This is a genomic window from Pseudomonas sp. Irchel 3H3, assembly GCF_900187635.1.
Taxonomy (GTDB): Bacteria; Pseudomonadota; Gammaproteobacteria; order Pseudomonadales; family Pseudomonadaceae; genus Aquipseudomonas.
The window spans coordinates 13,539-32,486 of the sequence record NZ_FYEC01000005.1 but is presented as its reverse complement, the minus strand read 5'-3'; the positions used below and the strand labels follow the sequence as shown (position 1 = coordinate 32,486).

At 61.4% G+C, this 18,948-nt stretch carries 16 protein-coding genes; 8 read left to right on the top strand and 8 right to left on the bottom strand.

What is annotated here, in order from left to right:
• Nucleotides 1-49: 49 nt before the first annotated feature.
• From CKW24_RS07730 to CKW24_RS07710, 5 genes are all read left to right on the top strand, one after another.
• Complete coding sequence (locus tag CKW24_RS07730) at nt 50-1,474, top strand: gamma-aminobutyraldehyde dehydrogenase (protein WP_095166679.1); 1,425 nt, start codon at nt 50-52, stop codon at nt 1,472-1,474.
• Between the two features lie 228 nt (nt 1,475-1,702).
• Nucleotides 1,703-3,187, top strand: coding sequence for an APC family permease (locus tag CKW24_RS07725; protein WP_095166677.1), 1,485 nt, complete (start codon nt 1,703-1,705; stop codon nt 3,185-3,187).
• Nucleotides 3,188-3,249: 62 nt separating this feature from the next.
• Nucleotides 3,250-5,112 (top strand): NAD(P)/FAD-dependent oxidoreductase, encoded by a 1,863-nt coding sequence (locus tag CKW24_RS07720; protein WP_095166675.1) that lies wholly within the window; start codon nt 3,250-3,252, stop codon nt 5,110-5,112.
• A 177-nt stretch (nt 5,113-5,289) separates the two neighbouring features.
• Nucleotides 5,290-5,547 carry a CopG family ribbon-helix-helix protein gene (locus CKW24_RS07715; protein ID WP_095166673.1) on the top strand — a complete coding sequence of 86 codons (258 nt, stop codon included), beginning with the start codon at nt 5,290-5,292 and terminating at the stop codon, nt 5,545-5,547.
• Complete coding sequence (locus CKW24_RS07710) at nt 5,516-5,806, top strand: type II toxin-antitoxin system RelE/ParE family toxin (protein WP_095166671.1); 291 nt, start codon at nt 5,516-5,518, stop codon at nt 5,804-5,806. Before CKW24_RS07715 ends, CKW24_RS07710 begins: the two co-directional genes overlap by 32 nt.
• A 46-nt stretch (nt 5,807-5,852) precedes the next feature.
• On the opposite strand, the gene CKW24_RS07705 is transcribed toward CKW24_RS07710, so the two are convergent.
• Nucleotides 5,853-6,038 (bottom strand): hypothetical protein, encoded by a 186-nt coding sequence (locus CKW24_RS07705; protein WP_095166669.1) that lies wholly within the window; start codon nt 6,036-6,038, stop codon nt 5,853-5,855.
• 394 nt (nt 6,039-6,432) lie between these two features.
• Between CKW24_RS07705 and CKW24_RS07700 the strand changes: the two genes are divergently transcribed.
• A complete protein-coding gene (locus CKW24_RS07700) occupies nt 6,433-8,067 on the top strand; it encodes a glucan biosynthesis protein D (RefSeq protein WP_095166667.1) in 1,635 nt (544 codons plus the stop codon).
• Nucleotides 8,068-8,143: 76 nt separating this feature from the next.
• Here CKW24_RS07700 and CKW24_RS07695 read toward each other — a convergent pair whose 3' ends face one another.
• The 3 genes from CKW24_RS07695 to CKW24_RS07685 form a co-directional block, all read right to left on the bottom strand.
• Nucleotides 8,144-9,250: an NADH:flavin oxidoreductase/NADH oxidase gene (locus tag CKW24_RS07695; RefSeq protein WP_095166665.1), complete on the bottom strand. Its 1,107-nt coding sequence runs from the start codon at nt 9,248-9,250 to the stop codon at nt 8,144-8,146.
• 168 nt (nt 9,251-9,418) lie between these two features.
• On the bottom strand, nt 9,419-11,128 hold the full coding sequence (recJ, locus tag CKW24_RS07690) for a single-stranded-DNA-specific exonuclease RecJ (RefSeq protein WP_095166664.1): 1,710 nt from the start codon (nt 11,126-11,128) through the stop codon (nt 9,419-9,421).
• A gap of 81 nt (nt 11,129-11,209) precedes the next feature.
• Entirely contained in the window at nt 11,210-11,752 is a 543-nt protein-coding gene (locus CKW24_RS07685) for a YaeQ family protein (protein ID WP_095166662.1), read from the bottom strand.
• A 149-nt stretch (nt 11,753-11,901) separates the two neighbouring features.
• On the opposite strand from CKW24_RS07685, the gene CKW24_RS07680 reads away from it, so the two are divergent.
• Both CKW24_RS07680 and CKW24_RS07675 read left to right on the top strand, forming a co-directional pair.
• On the top strand, nt 11,902-13,101 hold the full coding sequence (locus CKW24_RS07680) for a CaiB/BaiF CoA-transferase family protein (RefSeq protein ID WP_095166660.1): 1,200 nt from the start codon (nt 11,902-11,904) through the stop codon (nt 13,099-13,101).
• Entirely contained in the window at nt 13,082-14,008 is a 927-nt protein-coding gene (locus tag CKW24_RS07675; RefSeq protein WP_371917575.1) for a TIGR02285 family protein, read from the top strand. Before CKW24_RS07680 ends, CKW24_RS07675 begins: the two co-directional genes overlap by 20 nt.
• Nucleotides 14,009-14,175: 167 nt before the next feature.
• On the opposite strand, the gene CKW24_RS07670 is transcribed toward CKW24_RS07675, so the two are convergent.
• The 4 genes from CKW24_RS07670 to CKW24_RS07655 all read right to left on the bottom strand — a co-directional run bounded on the left by CKW24_RS07670 (nt 14,176) and on the right by CKW24_RS07655 (nt 18,880).
• Nucleotides 14,176-14,463 carry a DUF3509 domain-containing protein gene (locus tag CKW24_RS07670; protein ID WP_095166656.1) on the bottom strand — a complete coding sequence of 96 codons (288 nt, stop codon included), beginning with the start codon at nt 14,461-14,463 and terminating at the stop codon, nt 14,176-14,178.
• A gap of 167 nt (nt 14,464-14,630) precedes the next feature.
• Nucleotides 14,631-15,992 (bottom strand): transporter substrate-binding domain-containing protein, encoded by a 1,362-nt coding sequence (locus CKW24_RS07665; protein WP_095167139.1) that lies wholly within the window; start codon nt 15,990-15,992, stop codon nt 14,631-14,633.
• Nucleotides 15,993-16,102: 110 nt separating this feature from the next.
• Complete coding sequence (thrC, locus tag CKW24_RS07660) at nt 16,103-17,512, bottom strand: threonine synthase (RefSeq protein WP_095166655.1); 1,410 nt, start codon at nt 17,510-17,512, stop codon at nt 16,103-16,105.
• 63 nt (nt 17,513-17,575) lie between these two features.
• Nucleotides 17,576-18,880 (bottom strand): homoserine dehydrogenase, encoded by a 1,305-nt coding sequence (locus CKW24_RS07655; RefSeq protein ID WP_095166653.1) that lies wholly within the window; start codon nt 18,878-18,880, stop codon nt 17,576-17,578.
• Nucleotides 18,881-18,948: the final 68 nt, after the last annotated feature.

The following is an 18,948-nucleotide window of genomic DNA, read 5'->3' as shown; positions in this document are numbered from 1 at the left end:
TGGGTTCCGGTTTCAGCAGAAAAATAAAAGCGCCAAAGAGGACATGAACATGCAAACCAAACTGCTGATCAACGGCCAACTGGTGGAGGGCGAAGGCCCGGCCCAGGCCGTCTTCAACCCGTCGCTGGGCCGTGTGCTGGTGCAGATCAACGAAGCCAGCGAAGCCCAGGTCGACGCCGCCGTACGCGCCGCCGATGCGGCCTTCGACAGTTGGTCGCAGACCCCGCCCAAGGACCGCTCGCTGCTGCTGCTCAAGCTGGCAGACGCCATCGAAGCCCACGGCGAAGAACTGGCGAAGCTGGAATCGGATAACTGCGGCAAACCGCTGAGTGCGGCGTTGAACGACGAGATCCCGGCGATTGCCGATGTGTTCCGCTTCTTCGCCGGCGCCAGCCGTTGCATGAGCGGCATGGCCGGGGGTGAATACCTGCCGGGCCACACCTCGATGATCCGCCGCGATCCAGTCGGCGTGATTGCCTCGATCGCGCCGTGGAACTACCCGCTGATGATGGTCGCCTGGAAAATCGCTCCAGCCCTGGCGGCCGGCAATACCGTGGTGCTCAAGCCGTCGGAACAGACCCCGCTGACCGCCTTGCGCCTGGCCGAGCTGGCGTCGGAGATTTTTCCGGCTGGCGTGCTCAACCTGGTGTTCGGTCGTGGGCCGACGGTGGGTAGCCCGCTGGTCACTCATCCGAAAGTGCGCATGGTGTCGCTGACCGGCTCGATCGCCACCGGCTCGAACATCATTTCCAGCACCGCTGACAGCGTCAAACGCATGCACATGGAACTGGGCGGCAAGGCGCCGGTGATCATCTTCGACGACGCCGACATCGACGCGGCCGTGGAAGGCATCCGCACCTTCGGTTTCTACAACGCCGGGCAAGACTGCACCGCTGCCTGCCGCATCTATGCCCAGGCCGGTATCTACGAGCAGTTCGTGGAGAAACTAGGGGCCGCGGTCAGCAGCATCAAATACGGTCTGCAGGATGATCCCGCCACCGAACTGGGCCCGCTGATCACCGCCCAGCATCGCGACCGCGTCGCCGGTTTTGTCGAGCGCGCCGTGGCGCAACCGCACATTCGCTTGATCACCGGCGGCAAGGCCGTGGAAGGCGAGGGTTTCTTCTTCGAGCCAACGGTACTGGCCGACGCCCAGCAGGACGATGAAATCGTCCGGCGTGAAGTGTTCGGTCCAGTGGTCTCGGTGACTCGTTTCAACGATGAGGCTCAGGTACTGGGCTGGGCCAACGATTCGGACTACGGCCTGGCGTCGTCGCTGTGGACCGCTGACGTAGGCCGTGCCCACCGTCTCGCCGCGCGTTTGCAATATGGCTGCACCTGGGTGAATACCCACTTCATGCTGGTCAGCGAAATGCCCCATGGCGGTCAGAAACTGTCCGGGTATGGCAAGGACATGTCCATGTATGGGCTCGAGGACTACACCACCGTGCGGCATGTGATGTTCAAGCACTAAAAGCATCGTCAGCAGGCTGGCTCCCACAGGGAAACGCATTTCAAACTGTGGGAGCCAGCCTGCTGGCGATGGCGTCACCTCGGTTTCAAGGCAGAAACCGGCAGTCCGCACCACCAGGCTCCAAACCCAAGAAGACAAAATAATAACCACCGATCCTGGCGGCGCCCTCAAGGCCCCGCCACGGTTTCGGCCATCCGAAATCTGCCGATTTTCCGGAGCATCCACGCCATGAGTGCATTACCCGAACACTCTCCCGTCGTCGCTGACAGCGATGCCGAGCAGCTACGTAAACTGGGGTACACCTCCAATTTCAATCGCAGCATGAGCCTGTGGGAAAACTTCGCCCTGGGCTTCACCTACCTGTCTCCGGTCGTCGGGGTCTATACCCTCTTCGGCCTGTGCCTGGCCGCCGGTGGCCCACCGATGTTCTGGGCCTACCTGCTGGTGGGCTGCGGCCAGATGCTGGTGTGCCTGATCTTCGGCGAAGTGGTCTCGCAGTTCCCGATCTCCGGCGGCGTCTACCCGTGGGCCCGACGCCTGGTGGGCAAGCGCTGGGCGTGGATGGTGGGCTGGATCTACTCCATTGCCCTGTGCGTGACCATCGCTGCCGTCGCGGTCGGCGCCGGCCCGTACCTGGCGGCCATGCTCGGCTTTGAACCGAACAACAACACCAACATCATCATTGCCCTGGTACTGACGCTGTTCGCCACCCTGGTCAACCTCAGCGGCACCAAGGTGCTGGCGCGCATTGCCATGTTCGGTTTCCTCTGTGAACTGATCGGCGCGGTCATCGTCGGTGTCTATCTGTTGCTGTTCGAGCGTCATCAACCCCTCAGCGTGCTGTTCAACACCTTCGACATCAGCGTCGATGGCTCCTACCTGCCGGCGTTCCTGACCGCCTCCCTGGCCGGGATGTTCCTGTACTACGGCTTCGAAGCCTGTGGCGATGTGGCCGAAGAAACCCCCAACCCGAGCAAGAAAATTCCGGTGGCCATGCGCATGACCATCTACATCGGCGGCATTGCCGCGATGTTTGCCTGCCTGGCCCTGATCCTGGCGGTGCCGGACATGCAAGCGGTGATCAATGGCACCGATAAGGACCCGGTCACCACCATCCTCAACAACGCGTTCGGCCCGGTCGGCTCAAAGGTGGTGATGGGCGTGGTGATGATTTCCTTCATCTCCTGCGTGATCAGCCTACAAGCGGCGGCCAGCCGTCTTCTGTACTCCTACGCGCGTGACGAAATGGTCATCGGCAGCGGCCTACTCAAGCGGATTTCGCCGAACACCCAGGTTCCGGTTGCCGCCTTGTTCGTCTCCGGTATCCTGCCGGCGTTGATCATCGCCCTGGGCTTTTTCCTACAGGACGCCGTCGCCACCATCGTCAGCTTCGCTGCCATCGGGATCTACCTGGCATTCCAGATGATCGTGCTCGCGGCGCTCTACGCCCGCGCTCGCGGCTGGAAACCCAGCGGCAAGTTCACCCTCGGGGCCTGGGGCCTGCCCGTGAACATCGGCGCGCTGGTCTATGGTGTCGGGGCAATCATCAACATGGCTTGGCCACGCACGCCGGATGCGCCGTGGTACGTCAACTACGCGATGGTGCTGAGCACGGCCATCGTCATTGGCCTGGGCCTGCTCTACATGTGGCTCGGCAAACCCTATGACCATGGCACCGCCCCAGCAGGCGATGCCTGGAAAGTCAGCCGGTAACGACAACGCCCTGCCCCCCTGCACGCGGGTCGGGGCGACTAAAAAACCACCAAGGATTGAACATGGATATCACCCGCCGCGACTTCCTCAACGGTGTCGCCATCAGCATTGCCGCCGGAATGACCCCGCTGCAACTGCTCCAGGCCGCCCCTGATGGCCGCTACTACCCACCCGCCCTCACCGGCCTGCGCGGCAGCCACGTCGGCTCGTTCGAACTGGCGCACCAGATGGGCTGGGAGAAAAAAGTCTTCGACACCGACCCACTGCCGATCAGCGAAGAGTACGACCTGATAGTCGTCGGCGGAGGCCTGAGCGGGTTGTCCGCAGCCTGGTTCTACCGCGAAAAACATCCCAAGGCACGCATCCTGATCCTGGAAAACCACGACGACTTCGGCGGCCACGCCAAGCGCAACGAGTTCTCCGCCGGCGGACGGATGATCCTCGGCTATGGCGGCAGTGAAGCCTTCCAGTCGCCCAGCCACCTCTACAGCAAGGAAGTGAATGGCCTGCTGAAGAAACTCGGGGTCGACATCAAGCGCTTTGAAAGTGCTTTCGATCGCCAGTTCTATCCTGGCCTGGGCCTGTCACGCGCGGTGTTCTTCGACAAGGAAAACTTCGGCGAAGACAAACTGGTGACCGGCGACCCAACCCCGATGGTGGCCGACGATATCGCCCCGGACCAGTTGCACGCCCGCAGCATTGAAGACTTCATCAACGACTTCCCACTGCCACAGGCCGACCGTGAAGCACTGATCGCGGTGCACAGCGCCCCCACGGACTACCTGGCAGGCCAATCCACCGAAGACAAAACCGCCCACCTGGAGCGCACCAGCTATCGCGACTTCCTGCTCAAGGACGTCGGCCTTTCGGAACAGGCGGTGAAGTATTTCCAGAGCCGCACCAACGACTTCATGGCCCTGAGCATCGATGCCGTGGCAGCGTATGACGCCTACAACGTCGGTTTCCCAGGCTTCTCGGCGATGAACCTGGAGCCGATCAGCGAAGAAGCCCAGGCGGAAATGGAAGAGCCCTACATCTACCACTTCCCCGACGGCAACGCCTCGCTGGCCCGCCTGCTGGTGCGCAGCCTGATCCCGGCAGTGGCCCCCGGTCACACCATGGACGATATCGTCCTGGCACCGTTCGACTACAGCAAACTCGACCAGGCGAAAACCCCGGTGCGCATTCGCCTCAACAGCACTGCAGTCAGCGTGCGCAACGTCGGCAACGGGGTGAACATCGGTTACAGCCGTGGCGGACAACTGAGCCAGGTGCGTGGCAAACACTGCATCATGGCCTGCTACAACATGATGATTCCCTACCTGCTGCGCGACCTCTCGGCCGAACAATCCCACGCCCTGAGCCAGAACGTGAAATTCCCGCTGGTGTACACCAAAGTGGTGATCCGCAACTGGCAATCGTTCCAGAAACTGGGGGTCCACGAAATCTATGCCGCGACCCAGCCCTACAGCCGGATCAAGCTCGACTACCCGGTGAGCATGGGCGGCTACGATCACCCCAAGGATCCGACACAGCCAATTGGCCTGCACATGGTCTATGTGCCCACCAGCCCCAACAGCGGCATGAACGCCCGCGACCAGGCCCGTGCCGGTCGAGGTCGACTCTACGGACAGACCTTCGAGGTCCTCGAAGCCCAACTGCGCGATCAGTTGCAACGCATGCTCGGCCCGGGTGGCTTCAACCACCAGACCGACATCCTGGCCATCACCGTCAACCGCTGGTCACATGGCTACGCGTACTTCTCCAATAGCCTGTACGACGATTCCGACGAGAGTGAAAAACTGATGAACCTGGCGCGTCAGCCAGTGGGCAAGGTCAGCATCGCCAATTCCGACGCAGCCTGGAGTGCTTATGCCCATGCCGCCATCGATGAGGCGTACAGGGCGGTAGGAGAAGTGGGCTAAGGTCCAACAAGCACTGGACGGGCAAGACATCTGGTCATACTTACCGGCAGCCCCCTGGCACCTGCCCCGCTAAGGTTAACGACGACCGGCGCACGCACCGACGGTTGACTGAGGCACGAGCGAAGCCTAGGGTGTATACCTTGTTTACAGCGTATACAACCTCTACAGGAGAGCCCCATGGCTTCGCCCGTTTTGTCCTTTCGAGTAGAAGAGGTCCTGGCCCAGCAGCTGGATCAACTGGCTGCCGCGACCGATCGTGACAGGCAGTACCATCTCAAGCGTGCACTGGTTCGTTATGTGGAAGCCGAGTCCTGGCATCTGCAAGCCATCAGCGAAGGCATTGCCGATGCCGACGCTGGCAAACTGACCGAACTGGACGCCGTCAAGGCTAAGTGGGCGAACCGTGCCGAGAGTCGCACTGACCGAAAAAGCTGAAAGTGATCTGCAGGCCATTCATGAACATTACAGTGGCCTGGTTGGAGTGGCCGGCGCCGACGATGTAGTGGCCGACATCTTCGACAGGCTTGAACAACTGCAACGTTTTCCCGGCTCGGGCCGTCCGTCACAGGTACCGGATGTGCGCGAACTGGTGCTGAATCAAATACCCTTCGTCGTGCCCTATCGCCTGGCCCTGGGCCAGGTCCAGGTTCTGCGGATCCTGCATCAGCGAACCGAGCGTCACCAGCAGTGGTGACGATGCTCTCCCCTGCAACTACCAGGGGAGAGTCCTACCCCCTTCTTCAGAACCGCGACACACTGCGCATTGCATCCACCAGATAGCGCATGGCAATCCGGTCACTCTCCGAGAGCTCGCGATAACGCTCCAGCAGTTTTATTTCCTCTGAACTCAACCGGCGTGACCGCTGCGAAAAGTTCATGCCTGCAAACAAACCCAGCCAACCGATGATGCCTTGCGCTTTAGCCATGGACGATGTCCCTCTGCATGTGATGAAACCCTGATTACTCCATCGCCCTGCTGTTGCTCCAACCTGCGCCAACCCCTGGGCAAGGGCCGGTCATGAACCTAAGAATAGAAACAAAAAATCCGTTGCGAGGTATTTTTAGAGTAATTAGTCAAAAAAATAAAAACGCTTATTTTAAACACTGCATCGGACAGACGTTGAACCCCGTCCACGACCTGACCCGCCGCAGTTTTGCGCAAAGTGCAAGCCAATCAGTTTGCGAGTTATTTCGAACCCTTTAACTTGTTTGGCATCTGTTTAAACTCCCATGCGTTTGGCCGAAGGTTTGTCCGAACCTCTATTTCTGATCCGTAACGCAGCCAGGAACGCCGCGGGATCGTCCAAGACAGGTTGTCCTATGCACCGCAGGAATTTGCTCAAGGCCTCCATGGCCATCGCCGCCTACACCGGCCTCTCGGCCACCGGACTGCTGGCCGCCCGTGCCTGGGCCGGCACGGCTGATGGTGAGGCGCAAGCCTTCGATTTCGAGGCGCTGAAGGTGCAGGCCAAACAACTGGCCAGCACCCGCTACGCCGACACCAAGCAGGTGCTGCCGCCGACATTGGCCAGCATGACGCCGCAGAACTTCAATGCCATTCAATACGACGCCAAACATTCCCTGTGGAATGAACTGAATGGCCAGCTCGACGTGCAGTTCTTCCATGTCGGCATGGGCTTCAAGCAGCCGGTGCGCATGTACAGCGTCGACCCGAAAACCCGGCAGGCGCGGGAAGTGCACTTCCGCCCGGCACTGTTCAACTACCAGAACTCCAAAGTCGATACAGCACAACTCAAGGGTGACCTGGGGTTCTCCGGGTTCAAGCTGTTCAAGGCCCCGGAACTGGACCGGCACGACGTGGTGTCGTTCCTCGGCGCCAGCTACTTCCGCGCGGTGGACAACACCGGCCAGTACGGCTTGTCGGCCCGCGGCCTGGCTATCGACACCTACGCGAAAAAACGCGAAGAATTCCCCGACTTCACCAAGTTCTGGTTCGAAACCCCGGACAAGGACAGCACTCGGTTTGTGGTCTATGCCCTGCTCGATTCACCGAGCGCCACCGGGGCCTACCGCTTCGACATCGATTGCCAGGCCAATCAGGTAGTGATGGCCGTCGATGCCCACGTCAACGCCCGCACCGCCATTGAACAATTGGGCATTGCGCCGATGACCAGCATGTTCAGTTGCGGCACCCATGAGCGGCGCATGTGCGACACCATTCACCCGCAAATCCACGACTCGGACCGCCTCGCCATGTGGCGCGGCAACGGCGAGTGGATCTGCCGTCCGCTGAACAATCCGGCGACCCTGCAGTTCAACGCCTTCGCCGACAAGGACCCGAAAGGTTTCGGCCTGGTCCAGACCGACCACGAATTTGCCAGCTATCAAGACACCGTCGACTGGTACAGCAAGCGTCCAAGCCTGTGGGTCGAACCAACCACCGCTTGGGGCGAAGGCTCCATCGACCTGCTGGAGATCCCTACCACGGGCGAAACCCTGGACAACATCGTGGCCTTCTGGACGCCGAAAAAGCCGGTGGCGGCTGGCGACTCCCTGAACTACGGCTACAAGCTCTACTGGAGCGCCCTGCCGCCCGTCGGTACGCCACTGGCACGGGTTAACGCCACCCGATCAGGCATGGGCGGGTTCACCGAAGGCTGGGCCCCGGGTGAGCATTATCCGAAGGTCTGGGCGCGGCGCTTTGCCGTCGACTTCAACGGCGGCGGTCTGGATCGCCTGCCACCGGGCACTGGCATCGAGCCGGTGGTGACCGCGTCGAACGGTGAGGTCAAGGATTTCAACGTGCTGGTGCTCGATGACATCAAGGGCTACCGGATCACCTTCGACTGGTTCCCCACCAACGACAGCGTGGAGCCGGTTGAGCTGCGTCTGTTCATCCGCACCCAGGACCGGACACTGAGCGAGACCTGGCTGTACCAGTACTTCCCGCCGGCGCCGGACAAGCGCAACTATCCGGATTGGCCTGCTGCGTAAAAGGCCATGCAATAACGTTTGAACGGTCCTACAAGGGGCAGGTTGGCAAGCCTGCCCCTACCCCCCTACAAATCGATCAATCGCGTAGATCCGACTCATGGATCGGCTGATCGCGGTGGGTTGCCCGTTGGTACTGTGACGGCCATATCGCCTTGCGTCCGCCCAGGTCGTCGTCAGCGTGCAGCGGCCAGTAAGGGTCACGCAGCAGTTCACGGGCCAGCAGGATGATGTCGGCCTGGCAGGTACGCAAAATGTGCTCGGCCTGGGCCGGTTCGGTAATCAGGCCTACGGTGCCGGTGGCGATCCCGGATTCCTTGCGCACCCGTTCGGCAAATCGCGTCTGATAACCCGGCCCGGTCGGAATCTCGGCATTCGCCGCCGTCCCACCCGAGGACACATCGATCAGGTCGACCCCCAAGGCTTTCAGGCGACGCGCCAGCTCCACGGTTTCGTCCGGATTCCAGCCGTCCTCGACCCAGTCAGTGGCCGATACCCGCACGAACAACGGCAATTCCTCTGGCCATACGGCACGCACCGCCTCGGTCACTTGCAGCACCAGGCGAATGCGGTTTTCGAACGACCCCCCATACTGGTCGCGCCGCTGGTTACTCAGGGGCGAAAGAAACTGATGCAGCAGATAACCGTGGGCTGCGTGCACCTCGACCACCTTGAAACCTGCCTCCAGGGCGCGTTTGGCGGCCTCGACAAAGGCCTGGATGACCTCGCTGATCTGCGATTCGCTCAGTTGGGTGGGCTGGCTGTGTTCCGGATCGAAGGCTATCGGCGAAGGGCCTACCGGCGTCCAGCCACCATCGGCCGGCTTGACGCTGCCGTGCTTGCCCAACCATGGCCGATGAGTGCTGGCCTTGCGTCCGGCGTGCGCCAACTGGATGCCGGCCACCGCCCCTTGGGCGGTAATGAAACGGGTGATGCGTTGCAGCGGTTCGATCTGCGCGTCGTTCCACAGGCCCAGGTCCTGGGCGGTGATGCGACCATCGGCAGTCACGGCGGTGGCTTCGGTGAACACCAGGCCGGCCCCGCCCACGGCGCGGCTGCCGAGGTGCACGAGGTGCCAGTCATTGGCCAGTCCATCGACGCTGGAGTATTGGCACATCGGCGACACGGCGATGCGGTTGAGCAGGGTCAATTGACGAAGGGTATAGGGTTCAAGCAGCAGACTCATGGGGCACCTCTCGAATCAGTGGGCAGGCTCCAGGGTTCTGTTTGAATAGTCGACGAGTGACAGGAAAGGATGCAGCACCCGCCCCCGCGGGCAAAAAATGGACGATACGTCACAAGGCCAATCAAGCAGTGCTTAGAGCCTAGTCGACATCGGCGCAGCCAGCAGGGTTTAACGCGGTTCGATATGGGCAATCATCAACTGCACGGTTTCCTGGCCACGGAACTCGTTCACATCGAGCTTGTAGGCCAGTTCGACCCAGCGGATAGTCGGGTTCGGCCACACTTCGCGATCGATACCAAAGGCGATGCCGTCGAGCTTGACCGAACCGCATTCGCTCTTCAGGACCACTTTGAGGTGCCGCTCACCCACCACCCGCTGCTCGACCAACTGGAACACGCCATGAAACAGCGGCTCCGGGAAGTGCTGCCCCCATGGGCCGGCGTGGCGCAAGGCGCGGGCCAGTTCCAGGTGAAATTCTTCAACAGCCAGAGTGCCGTCCGACAGCAGACGGCCGGTCAGGTCTTCTTCACGCAACTGACGACGCACTTCGGCGTCGAACGCATCGGCGAACAGCGCAAAGTTCGCTTGCGGCAAAGTCAGGCCCGCGGCCATGGCGTGACCACCGTACTTACTGATCAGGTCCGGGTGCTGCGCCGCCACCACGCTCAAGGCGTCGCGAATGTGGAATCCCTGCACCGACCGCCCGGACCCTTTGAGCATGCCGTCGCCCGCATCGGCAAACGCGATGGTGGGACGGAAATAACGTTCTTTCATCCGCGACGCGAGGATGCCGATCACCCCTTGGTGCCACTCCGGATCAAACAGGCACAAGCCGAACGGCATCGACTCCACGGGCAGGTCCTTGAGCTGGGCCAGCGCTTCACGCTGCATGCCCTGCTCGATGGATTTACGGTCCTGGTTCATGCCGTCCAGTTGCGCGGCCATTTCCCGCGCCAGCTCGACGTTGTCGGTGAGCAGGCACTCGATGCCCAGGCTCATGTCGTCCAGGCGCCCCGCCGCGTTCAGGCGCGGGCCGAGGATGAAGCCCAGGTCGGTGGAGGTAATCCGCGCGTGGTCACGCTTGGCCACTTCGAGGATTGCCTTGATCCCCGGCCGCGCGCGCCCGGCGCGAATCCGTTCCAGGCCCTGGTGCACCAGGATCCGGTTGTTGGCATCCAGGGGTACCACGTCGGCCACACTGCCTAGCGCCACCAGATCCAGCAACTCGCCGATGTTCGGTTGCGCCGTGCTGGCGTACCAACCCAGGCTGCGCAAGCGTGCACGCAACGCCATCAGCACGTAGAAAATCACTCCGACACCGGCCAGCGCCTTGCTCGGAAAGTCGCAGCCCGGCTGGTTCGGATTGACGATGGCATCGGCCAGCGGCAGTTCATCACCCGGCAAGTGGTGATCGGTGACCAGTACCTGGAGCCCGGCCTTTTTGGCTGCTGCCACGCCTTCGACGCTGGAAATACCGTTGTCCACGGTGATCAGTAATTGCGGGGTGCGGGTCAACGCCACCTCGACGATTTCCGGGGTCAGGCCGTAGCCGTACTCAAAACGGTTCGGCACCAGGTAATCGACATGGGCCGCCCCCAGCAGGCGCAACCCCAGCACCCCGACCGTACTCGCCGTCGCGCCGTCGGCATCGAAATCGCCGACGATCAGGATCCGCTGGCGCTGCTCCAGCGCCACCACCAGCAGGTCCACCGCGGCCTCGATCCCCTTGAGCTGCTGAAACGGGATCAAGCGCGCCAGACTCTTGTCCAGCTCAGCTTCCGACTGCACCCCGCGCGCCGCGTACAAGCGGGTCAGCAGCGGCGGCAGATCACCGAGAAATGGCAGGGTGGCGGGAAGCTGGCGAGGTTCTATGCGCATGGGATGACAGTGGTTTCTCTTAAATTCACAGGTTAAATGCGGCGGGACTACAGGCTACTGCTCCCAGATCGGCAACAGGCCTTAGCCGCGCTCGCCCGCCAGCCATTGCAGCTGGACTTCATGCTGGCCACGGTCGTCGGTGACGAAGATCGTGCCCTCGCTGATCATCACGTCCCACTTGATGACGCGGGGCATGTCCTTGGCCAGGGTTTCCAGGACTTCCTGGGGCACCGCCGCGATGTTGACGTTTTTCAGGTTCCTGATCGCCGGTATCACTTTGCCTTCCCAGACTCGCAGGCTGCCGTAGGCCAGCAGGCTGGTGCGCTCGGTGCGACGCGAGCACCAGGTCAGGCGGTCAGCGTCTGGCTGGCCGACTTCGATCCAGTGCAGAACGCGATCGTCCAGGCTCTTTTCCCACAGCGCCGGTTCGTCCACGTCCGACAACCCGCGACCAAAAGACAATTGCTCGTTGTACCAGAAGGCATAGGCCAGCAGCCGCACGGTCATGCGCTCTTCGGTTTCCGAAGGGTGACGGGCGATGGTCTGCTTGACGTTCTCGTACACGCTGCGGTCGAGGTCGGTAAGGTTCAGTTCAAACTTGTAGGTCGTGGACGGCTGGGCCATGAACGGGCTTCTTGATACGAGGAAAGGCGGCAAGTCTAACCGATGCCAGGGCTATTCAACGAATCATCACGACCATCAAGCTTGGGCGATGAGCGCCTGGCTATGATAAAAGGCTGCATTGACTCCGCTTTTGTCCTACAGGATCGCCCATGCCGCTTACCGCCAAACCGCTTTCCGGCCTGAAAGTCATCGAGCTCGGCACCTTGATCGCCGGGCCATTTGCCTCACGCATCTGTGCCGAATTCGGCGCCGATGTGACCAAGATCGAATCTCCGGATGGCGGTGACCCGTTACGCAAGTGGCGCAAACTCTACGAGGGCACCTCGCTGTGGTGGTTTGTCCAGGCACGCAACAAGAAGTCCCTGACCCTCAACCTCAAGCACCCCGATGGCCTGGCCATTCTGAAAAAGCTGCTGGGTGAAGCCGACATCCTCATCGAAAACTTCCGCCCCGGGGTGCTGGAGAAGCTCGGCCTGGGTTGGGATGTGCTGCATGCCCTGAACCCAAAACTGGTGATGGTGCGTTTGTCCGGCTTCGGCCAGACCGGCCCGATGAAAGACCAGCCCGGCTTTGGTGCGGTAGGTGAGTCCATGGGCGGCTTGCGCTACATCACCGGCTTCGAGGACCGTCCACCGGTACGCACCGGGATTTCCATCGGTGACTCGATTGCCGCGTTGTGGGGGGTGATCGGCGCGCTCATGGCTCTGCGCCATCGCGAAGTCAATGGGGGCCAGGGGCAAGTGGTGGACGTGGCGCTGTATGAAGCGATCTTCGCCATGATGGAAAGCATGGTGCCGGAGTTCGATGTGTTCGGCTTCATCCGCGAGCGCACCGGCAACATCATGCCCGGCATCACACCCTCCTCCATCCACACCAGCGCCGACGGCAAACATGTGCAGATCGGCGCTAATGGCGACGCAATCTTCAAGCGCTTCATGCAGACCATCGGCCGCGACGACCTGGCCTGCGACCCGATCCTGGCCAGCAACGATGGGCGCGACAGCCGACGTGACGAGCTGTACGGAGTGATTGATCGGTGGGTCAGCTCGCTACCGCTGGATACCGTGATCGAGCGCCTGAACGCCGCCGAGGTGCCTGCCAGTCGTATCTTCAGCGCCGAAGACATGTTCAGCGACCCGCAATTCCTCGCCCGGGAGATGTTCCTCCAGGCCAAGCTGCCCGACGGCAAGGAGTTCAAGATGCCGGGCATCGTGCCAAAACTCTCGCAAACACCCGGCAGTTGCGAGTGGGTGGGGGCTGAACTGGGCGAACACAACGCCCAGGTGCTGGGTGCGCTGGGCTATGACGCGGCACAGATCACGCGCCTGCGTGAAGATGGGGCGATCTAAGCTGAACAGGCTGTCCGCACTGGGCCGGCTGTTCGGCCGACAACAGCGTCTGGCGCTGGTTGCTGCGGCCCTGGCTGGCCTTGCGGTGATGCCGGCCGCGGCCAATGACAAGGACACCCTGGTCTGGCTGCTGCGCGATTTGCCGCCGCTGACGATTTTCGAGGGAGCGCAGAAAAACCAGGGAGCGGTCGACCAGTTCATGCCGCTGTTGATCGCCAGCATGCCCGAGTACCAGCACAGCCTGATGCGGGTCAATCGCGCGCGCGCCATGCAAATGCTCCTGGAACCAAGCTTCACCTGCGACCCATCGCTGGTGTGGAACCCGCAGCGGGCAAAACGCCTCGCCTATTCGATCCCGGCGTTTCGCATCCGCAGTAACGGCATCACCATCCGCCACAAGGACCGTGGCGCGCTGGCGCCCTACATCATCGACAACCAGGTTGACCTGGAGTTACTGCTGGCGCGCGACAACAGCAAGCTTGGCGTGGTCGCCGAACGCAGTTACGGGCAGATGGTCGATCGCATCCTGCAGCAGGCTCCCGGCAACAGCCTGTCGGCCCACTACGGCAACGACGCCCTGGGCAGCCTCCTGCAGATGCAACGTGCGGGGCGCCTGATGGCGTTGCTGGGCTACTGGCCAGAAATTCGCTATCAGGCACAGCAACAGGGCATCGCGCCCGAGGAGCTGGAGTTCTATGGGATTCGTGGCGCGGACAAGTATCAGTCGATCCATATCGCCTGTTCGGATACAGCCCAGGGGCGCCAAGCCATCAAGGCGATCAACGCCACGGTGCTCAAGCTGCGGGACAATCGCTTGATCGAGTTTTACGCGCAATGGCTCGACCCGCAGATGCGCAACGAATACCTGGAGGACGCCCGACGTTTTTTCCAGGACCAGACCCCCTGATCAAACGCCAGACAAAAGAAACCCCGAGAAGTGGGGAGACGACTCGGGGTTAAACGTGGTCAACAAGGACCCGTACCACAAGCGACAAGCACCGGAGCACAATGCTTGCTCTTGTTGGTACAGGGTCTGACTTACGGGATGTCGGGAAGGTTCCCGAAAAAACTCAATCAGTGGCCCAGCGTTGTCGGCTTGTCTTGCGCGGCATTGCGCAAGGCCGCAATTACACAGGGCTGCAGCCGCCCTTCAGCAATCAGCACATCACGATGCAAGCCGTCGACCACGTCGGTGAGCTGGCGCTTGTCGCGCAGTTGCGCCTGACTGAACTCACGCTCGACCACAATCGCGCCCACGGCATTCTTCAAGGTCACCAGGCACTCTCCAGAAACACCCGACGGGGTCAGCGTTACCTGGTACGGGCTCAGTGCTTCACCCAACAATAGGCTGATACTTTCCATCTCGATCACCACTCAATAGTCCGAAACAAAGTGCCAAGGCGCGTTCACTGTAAATGACCACTGGCCCGAGAAGAAAGTTCTAGATCTCGACTGAAGGCATATCGCAACACCCTAGTTGGCAGAGCATGCCGGGAAAAGATGACAGGATAAAAACACCCCGCCAAACCTCAGCGCGGCTCCTGGTGGCGCGGCCCACGGGGCGCGGTCCAGCCGCCAAGCACGCCACGCAGCACGCCCTTGGCGCTATAGAACGGCACCGTCCACTGGTAAATCTCCCGCGTGCCGTTGTTGAACGTCAGCTGACGTTCGATAAAACGGCCTTTGCGGCTGCCCAGTTGCGCCATGAACTCAGCGTGCAGCAACTGGCCCGTGGCGGCCGGCAGCGTATCGACCTCGGTCAGGCGTTTGCCCTGGACTCGGTCAAAGCGCGTCGACAGGTACTCTTCATAGCTCTTGTTGCACTGGATCAAGCGCCCCTCCAGATCCCTGACGAACACCGGATCGGGCATGGCGTTGATCAGGCATTGTTCGAACGCCAACTGATCGTCCAACGCCTCTTCGGCCCTGACTCGGCGCTCGACCTGGCAATTGAGCCGGCGATTCCACAGCACCGAGATCAGGCCAAACACGCCCGCAAGCACACCCCCCCAGCACGCCCATCGAATCAACCGTTGCCACAGTGATGGCGGCTGCATGGGCACCACGCCACTGAGCCACTTGACGCGGATCGCGCGCAATTCGGCAGGAGGAAATGCCTCGAGAGCCTTGTTGAGGATGCTCAACAGTTGCGGCTGGCCCTTGCGCACGGCCAGATGGTCGGTGACCCAGTGGCCCTCGACGCTCATACCGATGGCCAGTCGCCCCGCCGGAAACTGATAGGCGCCATTTTCGTTCTCGATGGTGGCGTGGGCTTCGCCGCTCTCCACCAGGGCACGCGCCTCGGCGTAGGTTTTCACCGTGCGCAACTGGATCTGTGGGTAGTCGCGCCGGATACCGGCTTCCAGGGCATGCCGGGCCGGTAGTGCCAGGACCTTGCCTGAGAGCGCCTCCAGCGACTGCACAGGTTCGCCTGCGGCCAGCTCGACGAAGACCCAGCCCGACCCGCCAAAGGCGTGGCTGAAGTCGAGGAAGCCCTTGCGCTCATCGTTCACCACCAGCGTGCTGCTCATGTCCGCCTGCCCGCTTTCCAGCAGGCCCAGCAGGTGCTCGGTGGAGAACGACTCCTGATGGACAAACTGCAAGCCCGTCATCCGCGAGAGTCGCAGCAGGATATCGTTGCTCAGGCCAGTCCACTGCCCCTGCTCATCCTTGAACAGGTACAACGGATACTGCACCGAAGCGACGATCACCTGCGGGTGGCGGGCGATCCACTCCCGCTCCTGCGGGCTCAGCACCAGCGGCCTGGTCGTCGCCACGCGCTGCGCTGGCGAGGCGTTCGGCGCCATCGCCAGCCCTTCCCGGCCCAGCATCAGCACGCTGAAAAAAACCAGCCAGCGCAAGGCTGGCGTCACCCGTCTCAAAAGCTGCATGCCCATGTCCTTCACATCCACTCACCCATCCTTGAGGGGCCGCAGTGTGACATGCAGAAATAAGAAAGCCCGTCAGGAGACGGGCTTCAAATGTGTCAGGTTTTTACCGATCAGAGTGGCTTGCCGCGGTTGCCATGCTGACTGACAAAGGCCTGTACCGCTTTCAGGTCATTTGGCAAAACAGTGCAACGCTCATCTCGCTCAAACAAGTCGGAAAGATGGGTAGGCAGTTCAAGCGCTTTTCCTACGCCGGCTTTTTCAACGGCCTCGGGGAACTTGACCGGGTGCGCCGTGCCAAGAATCACCATCGGGATATCCAGGCTGCGACGGCACTCACGGGCCGCCTTGACGCCGATGGCGGTGTGCGGATCGAGCAGTTCGCCGGTCTGGGCAAACACTTCGGCGATGGTCTCGCAGGTCTGCACATCGTCCACGGCCAGGGAATCGAAGAGCTTGCGCGCTTCGGTCCAACGCTCCTGTTCGACGCTGAAACCGCCGCCCTGCTTGAAGTTGTCCATCAGGCCGGCGATTGCCGCGCCGTTGCGACCGTGCAGGTCGAACAGCAGGCGTTCGAAGTTCGAGGAAACCATGATGTCCATCGACGGCGACAAGGTCGCGTGCAGGGTTTCCTTGACGTACTGATTGCCGCTCATGAAGCGGTGCAGGATGTCGTTGCGGTTGGTGGCGACGATCAACTGGTTGATCGGCAGCCCCATGTTGCGTGCCAGGTAGCCGGCGAAAATATCGCCGAAGTTGCCGGTCGGCACCGAGAACGACACTGAACGCGCCGGGCCGCCCAACTGCAGGGCAGCGTGGAAGTAGTAGACGATCTGGGCCATGATCCGCGCCCAGTTGATCGAGTTCACCGCAACCAGGCGCGTGCCCTTGAGGAAGCTCTGGTCGGCGAAGCTGGCCTTGACCATTTCCTGGCAGTCATCGAAGTTGCCTTCGATGGCGATGTTATGGATGTTGTCGCCAAACAGCGTGGTCATCTGCCGACGCTGGACTTCCGAGACCCGGTTGTGCGGGTGCAGGATGAAGATGTCGACGTTTTCGCAGTGTTTGCAGCCTTCGATCGCTGCCGAACCGGTATCGCCCGATGTAGCACCGACGATGACCACACGCTCGCCACGCTTTTGCAGCACGTAGTCAAGCAGGCGGCCGAGCAGTTGCAGGGCAAAGTCCTTGAACGCCAGGGTCGGGCCGTGGAACAGTTCCAGTACCCATTCGTTGCCGTTGAGCTGACGCAAAGGTGCTACTGCGCTGTGGGAAAACGCGCCATAAGTGGCTTCAAGAATCTTCTTGAAATCGGCATCCGGAATGCTGCCGGCGACAAACGGGCGCATCACCCGGAACGCCAGTTCGTGGTACGGCAGGCCGGCCCAGGAAGCTATTTCTTCCTGGGTGAAACGCGGCAGGTTTTCCGGCACATACAGGCCGCCGTCGCTGGCCAGGCCCGCCAGCAGCACGTCTTCGAAATTCAGGGCCGGTGCCTGGCCGCGAGTACTGATATAACGCATAGGGGCAAACCTTCGGTTTGGGCTTCAAGCGGCAAGCACCACGCTACGCCGCTTGCCGCTGAATTAATTCAAATGTTCGACACGGATCCGTACCACCGGACCGTCCACACCTTGCAACGCTTCGAGGGCCGTGATGGCGTCGTTCATGTGCTGTTCCAGCACACGGTGCGTCAGCAGGATCATGGGCACCAGGCCGTCGTGTTCTTCGACTTCCTTTTGCATGATCGATTCGATGTTGATGCCCCGCTCCGACAGAATGCTCGCCACCTGGGCCAGCACGCCCGGATGGTCCTTGGCCTGGATGCGCAGGTAGTAGGCGCTCTCGCAGGCTTCGATCGGCAGGATCGGGTGGGCCGACAGCGAGTCCGGCTGGAAGGCCAGGTGCGGGACGCGGTTCTCCGGGTCGCTGGTCATGGCGCGAACCACATCCACCAGGTCGGCGATCACCGACGAAGCGGTTGGCTCCATGCCGGCGCCAGCGCCGTAGAACAGGGTCGAACCGGCAGCATCGCCGTTGACCATCACTGCGTTCATCACCCCGTTGACGTTGGCCAGCAGGCGGTCCGCCGGGATCAGGGTCGGGTGCACGCGCAGCTCGATGCCGCGGGAGGTGCTGCGAGCCACACCCAGGTGCTTGATCCGGTAGCCCAGGGCTTCGGCGTAGTTCACGTCAGCGGTGGTCAGCTGGGTGATGCCCTCGGTGTAGGCCTTGTCGAATTGCAGCGGGATGCCGAACGCAATGGACGCCAGGATGGTCAGCTTGTGCGCCGCATCGATGCCTTCGACGTCGAACGTCGGATCGGCTTCGGCGTAACCCAGGGCCTGGGCCTCAACGAGCACGTCTTCGAAAGTACGGCCCTTCTCGCGCATTTCGGTGAGGATGAAGTTGCCGGTGCCGTTGATGATCCCCGCGACCCAGTTGATCCGGTTGGCCGACAGGCCTTCGCGAATCGCCTTGATCACCGGGATGCCACCGGCTACCGCCGCTTCAAATGCCACGATCACGCCTTTCTCGCGCGCCTTGGCGAAGATCTCGTTACCGTGAACGGCGATCAGCGCCTTGTTCGCGGTGACTACATGTTTTCCGTTTTCGATCGCTTTGAGTACCAGCTCGCGGGCAACGGTATAGCCGCCCATCAGCTCTATGACGATGTCGATCTCAGGGTTCGTGGCCACTTCGAAGACATCGTTGGTAATCGTAATGCCGGTCGTCTGGAACTGAGGCTTTGGCGTGCGCGTGGCAATTTGTGCCACTTCGATTCCACGCCCGGCACGCCGAGCAATTTCCTCGGCGTTGCGCTGAAGTACGTTGAGGGTGCCGCCACCGACGGTACCTAACCCACAGATGCCTACTTTGACCGGATTCACTTTGAACTCCCCATAAAACGGCCGACACAAGGTCGGCCGTGAAAAACAGCCACAACCTGTGTGGCTCT

Bases quoted from the DNA above. Each gene is read 5' to 3' on its own strand.
- CKW24_RS07730 (WP_095166679.1), top strand. From the start codon at position 50: ATGCAAACCAAACTGCTGATCAACGGCCAACTGGTGGAGGGCGAAGGC.
- CKW24_RS07725 (WP_095166677.1), top strand. From the start codon at position 1,703: ATGAGTGCATTACCCGAACACTCTCCCGTCGTCGCTGACAGCGATGCC.
- CKW24_RS07720 (WP_095166675.1), top strand. From the start codon at position 3,250: ATGGATATCACCCGCCGCGACTTCCTCAACGGTGTCGCCATCAGCATT.
- CKW24_RS07715 (WP_095166673.1), top strand. From the start codon at position 5,290: ATGGCTTCGCCCGTTTTGTCCTTTCGAGTAGAAGAGGTCCTGGCCCAG.
- CKW24_RS07705 (WP_095166669.1), bottom strand. From the start codon at position 6,038: ATGGCTAAAGCGCAAGGCATCATCGGTTGGCTGGGTTTGTTTGCAGGC.
- CKW24_RS07700 (WP_095166667.1), top strand. From the start codon at position 6,433: ATGCACCGCAGGAATTTGCTCAAGGCCTCCATGGCCATCGCCGCCTAC.
- CKW24_RS07695 (WP_095166665.1), bottom strand. From the start codon at position 9,250: ATGAGTCTGCTGCTTGAACCCTATACCCTTCGTCAATTGACCCTGCTC.
- recJ (WP_095166664.1), bottom strand. From the start codon at position 11,128: ATGCGCATAGAACCTCGCCAGCTTCCCGCCACCCTGCCATTTCTCGGT.
- CKW24_RS07685 (WP_095166662.1), bottom strand. From the start codon at position 11,752: ATGGCCCAGCCGTCCACGACCTACAAGTTTGAACTGAACCTTACCGAC.
- CKW24_RS07680 (WP_095166660.1), top strand. From the start codon at position 11,902: ATGCCGCTTACCGCCAAACCGCTTTCCGGCCTGAAAGTCATCGAGCTC.
- CKW24_RS07670 (WP_095166656.1), bottom strand. From the start codon at position 14,463: ATGGAAAGTATCAGCCTATTGTTGGGTGAAGCACTGAGCCCGTACCAG.
- CKW24_RS07665 (WP_095167139.1), bottom strand. From the start codon at position 15,992: ATGCAGCTTTTGAGACGGGTGACGCCAGCCTTGCGCTGGCTGGTTTTT.
- thrC (WP_095166655.1), bottom strand. From the start codon at position 17,512: ATGCGTTATATCAGTACTCGCGGCCAGGCACCGGCCCTGAATTTCGAA.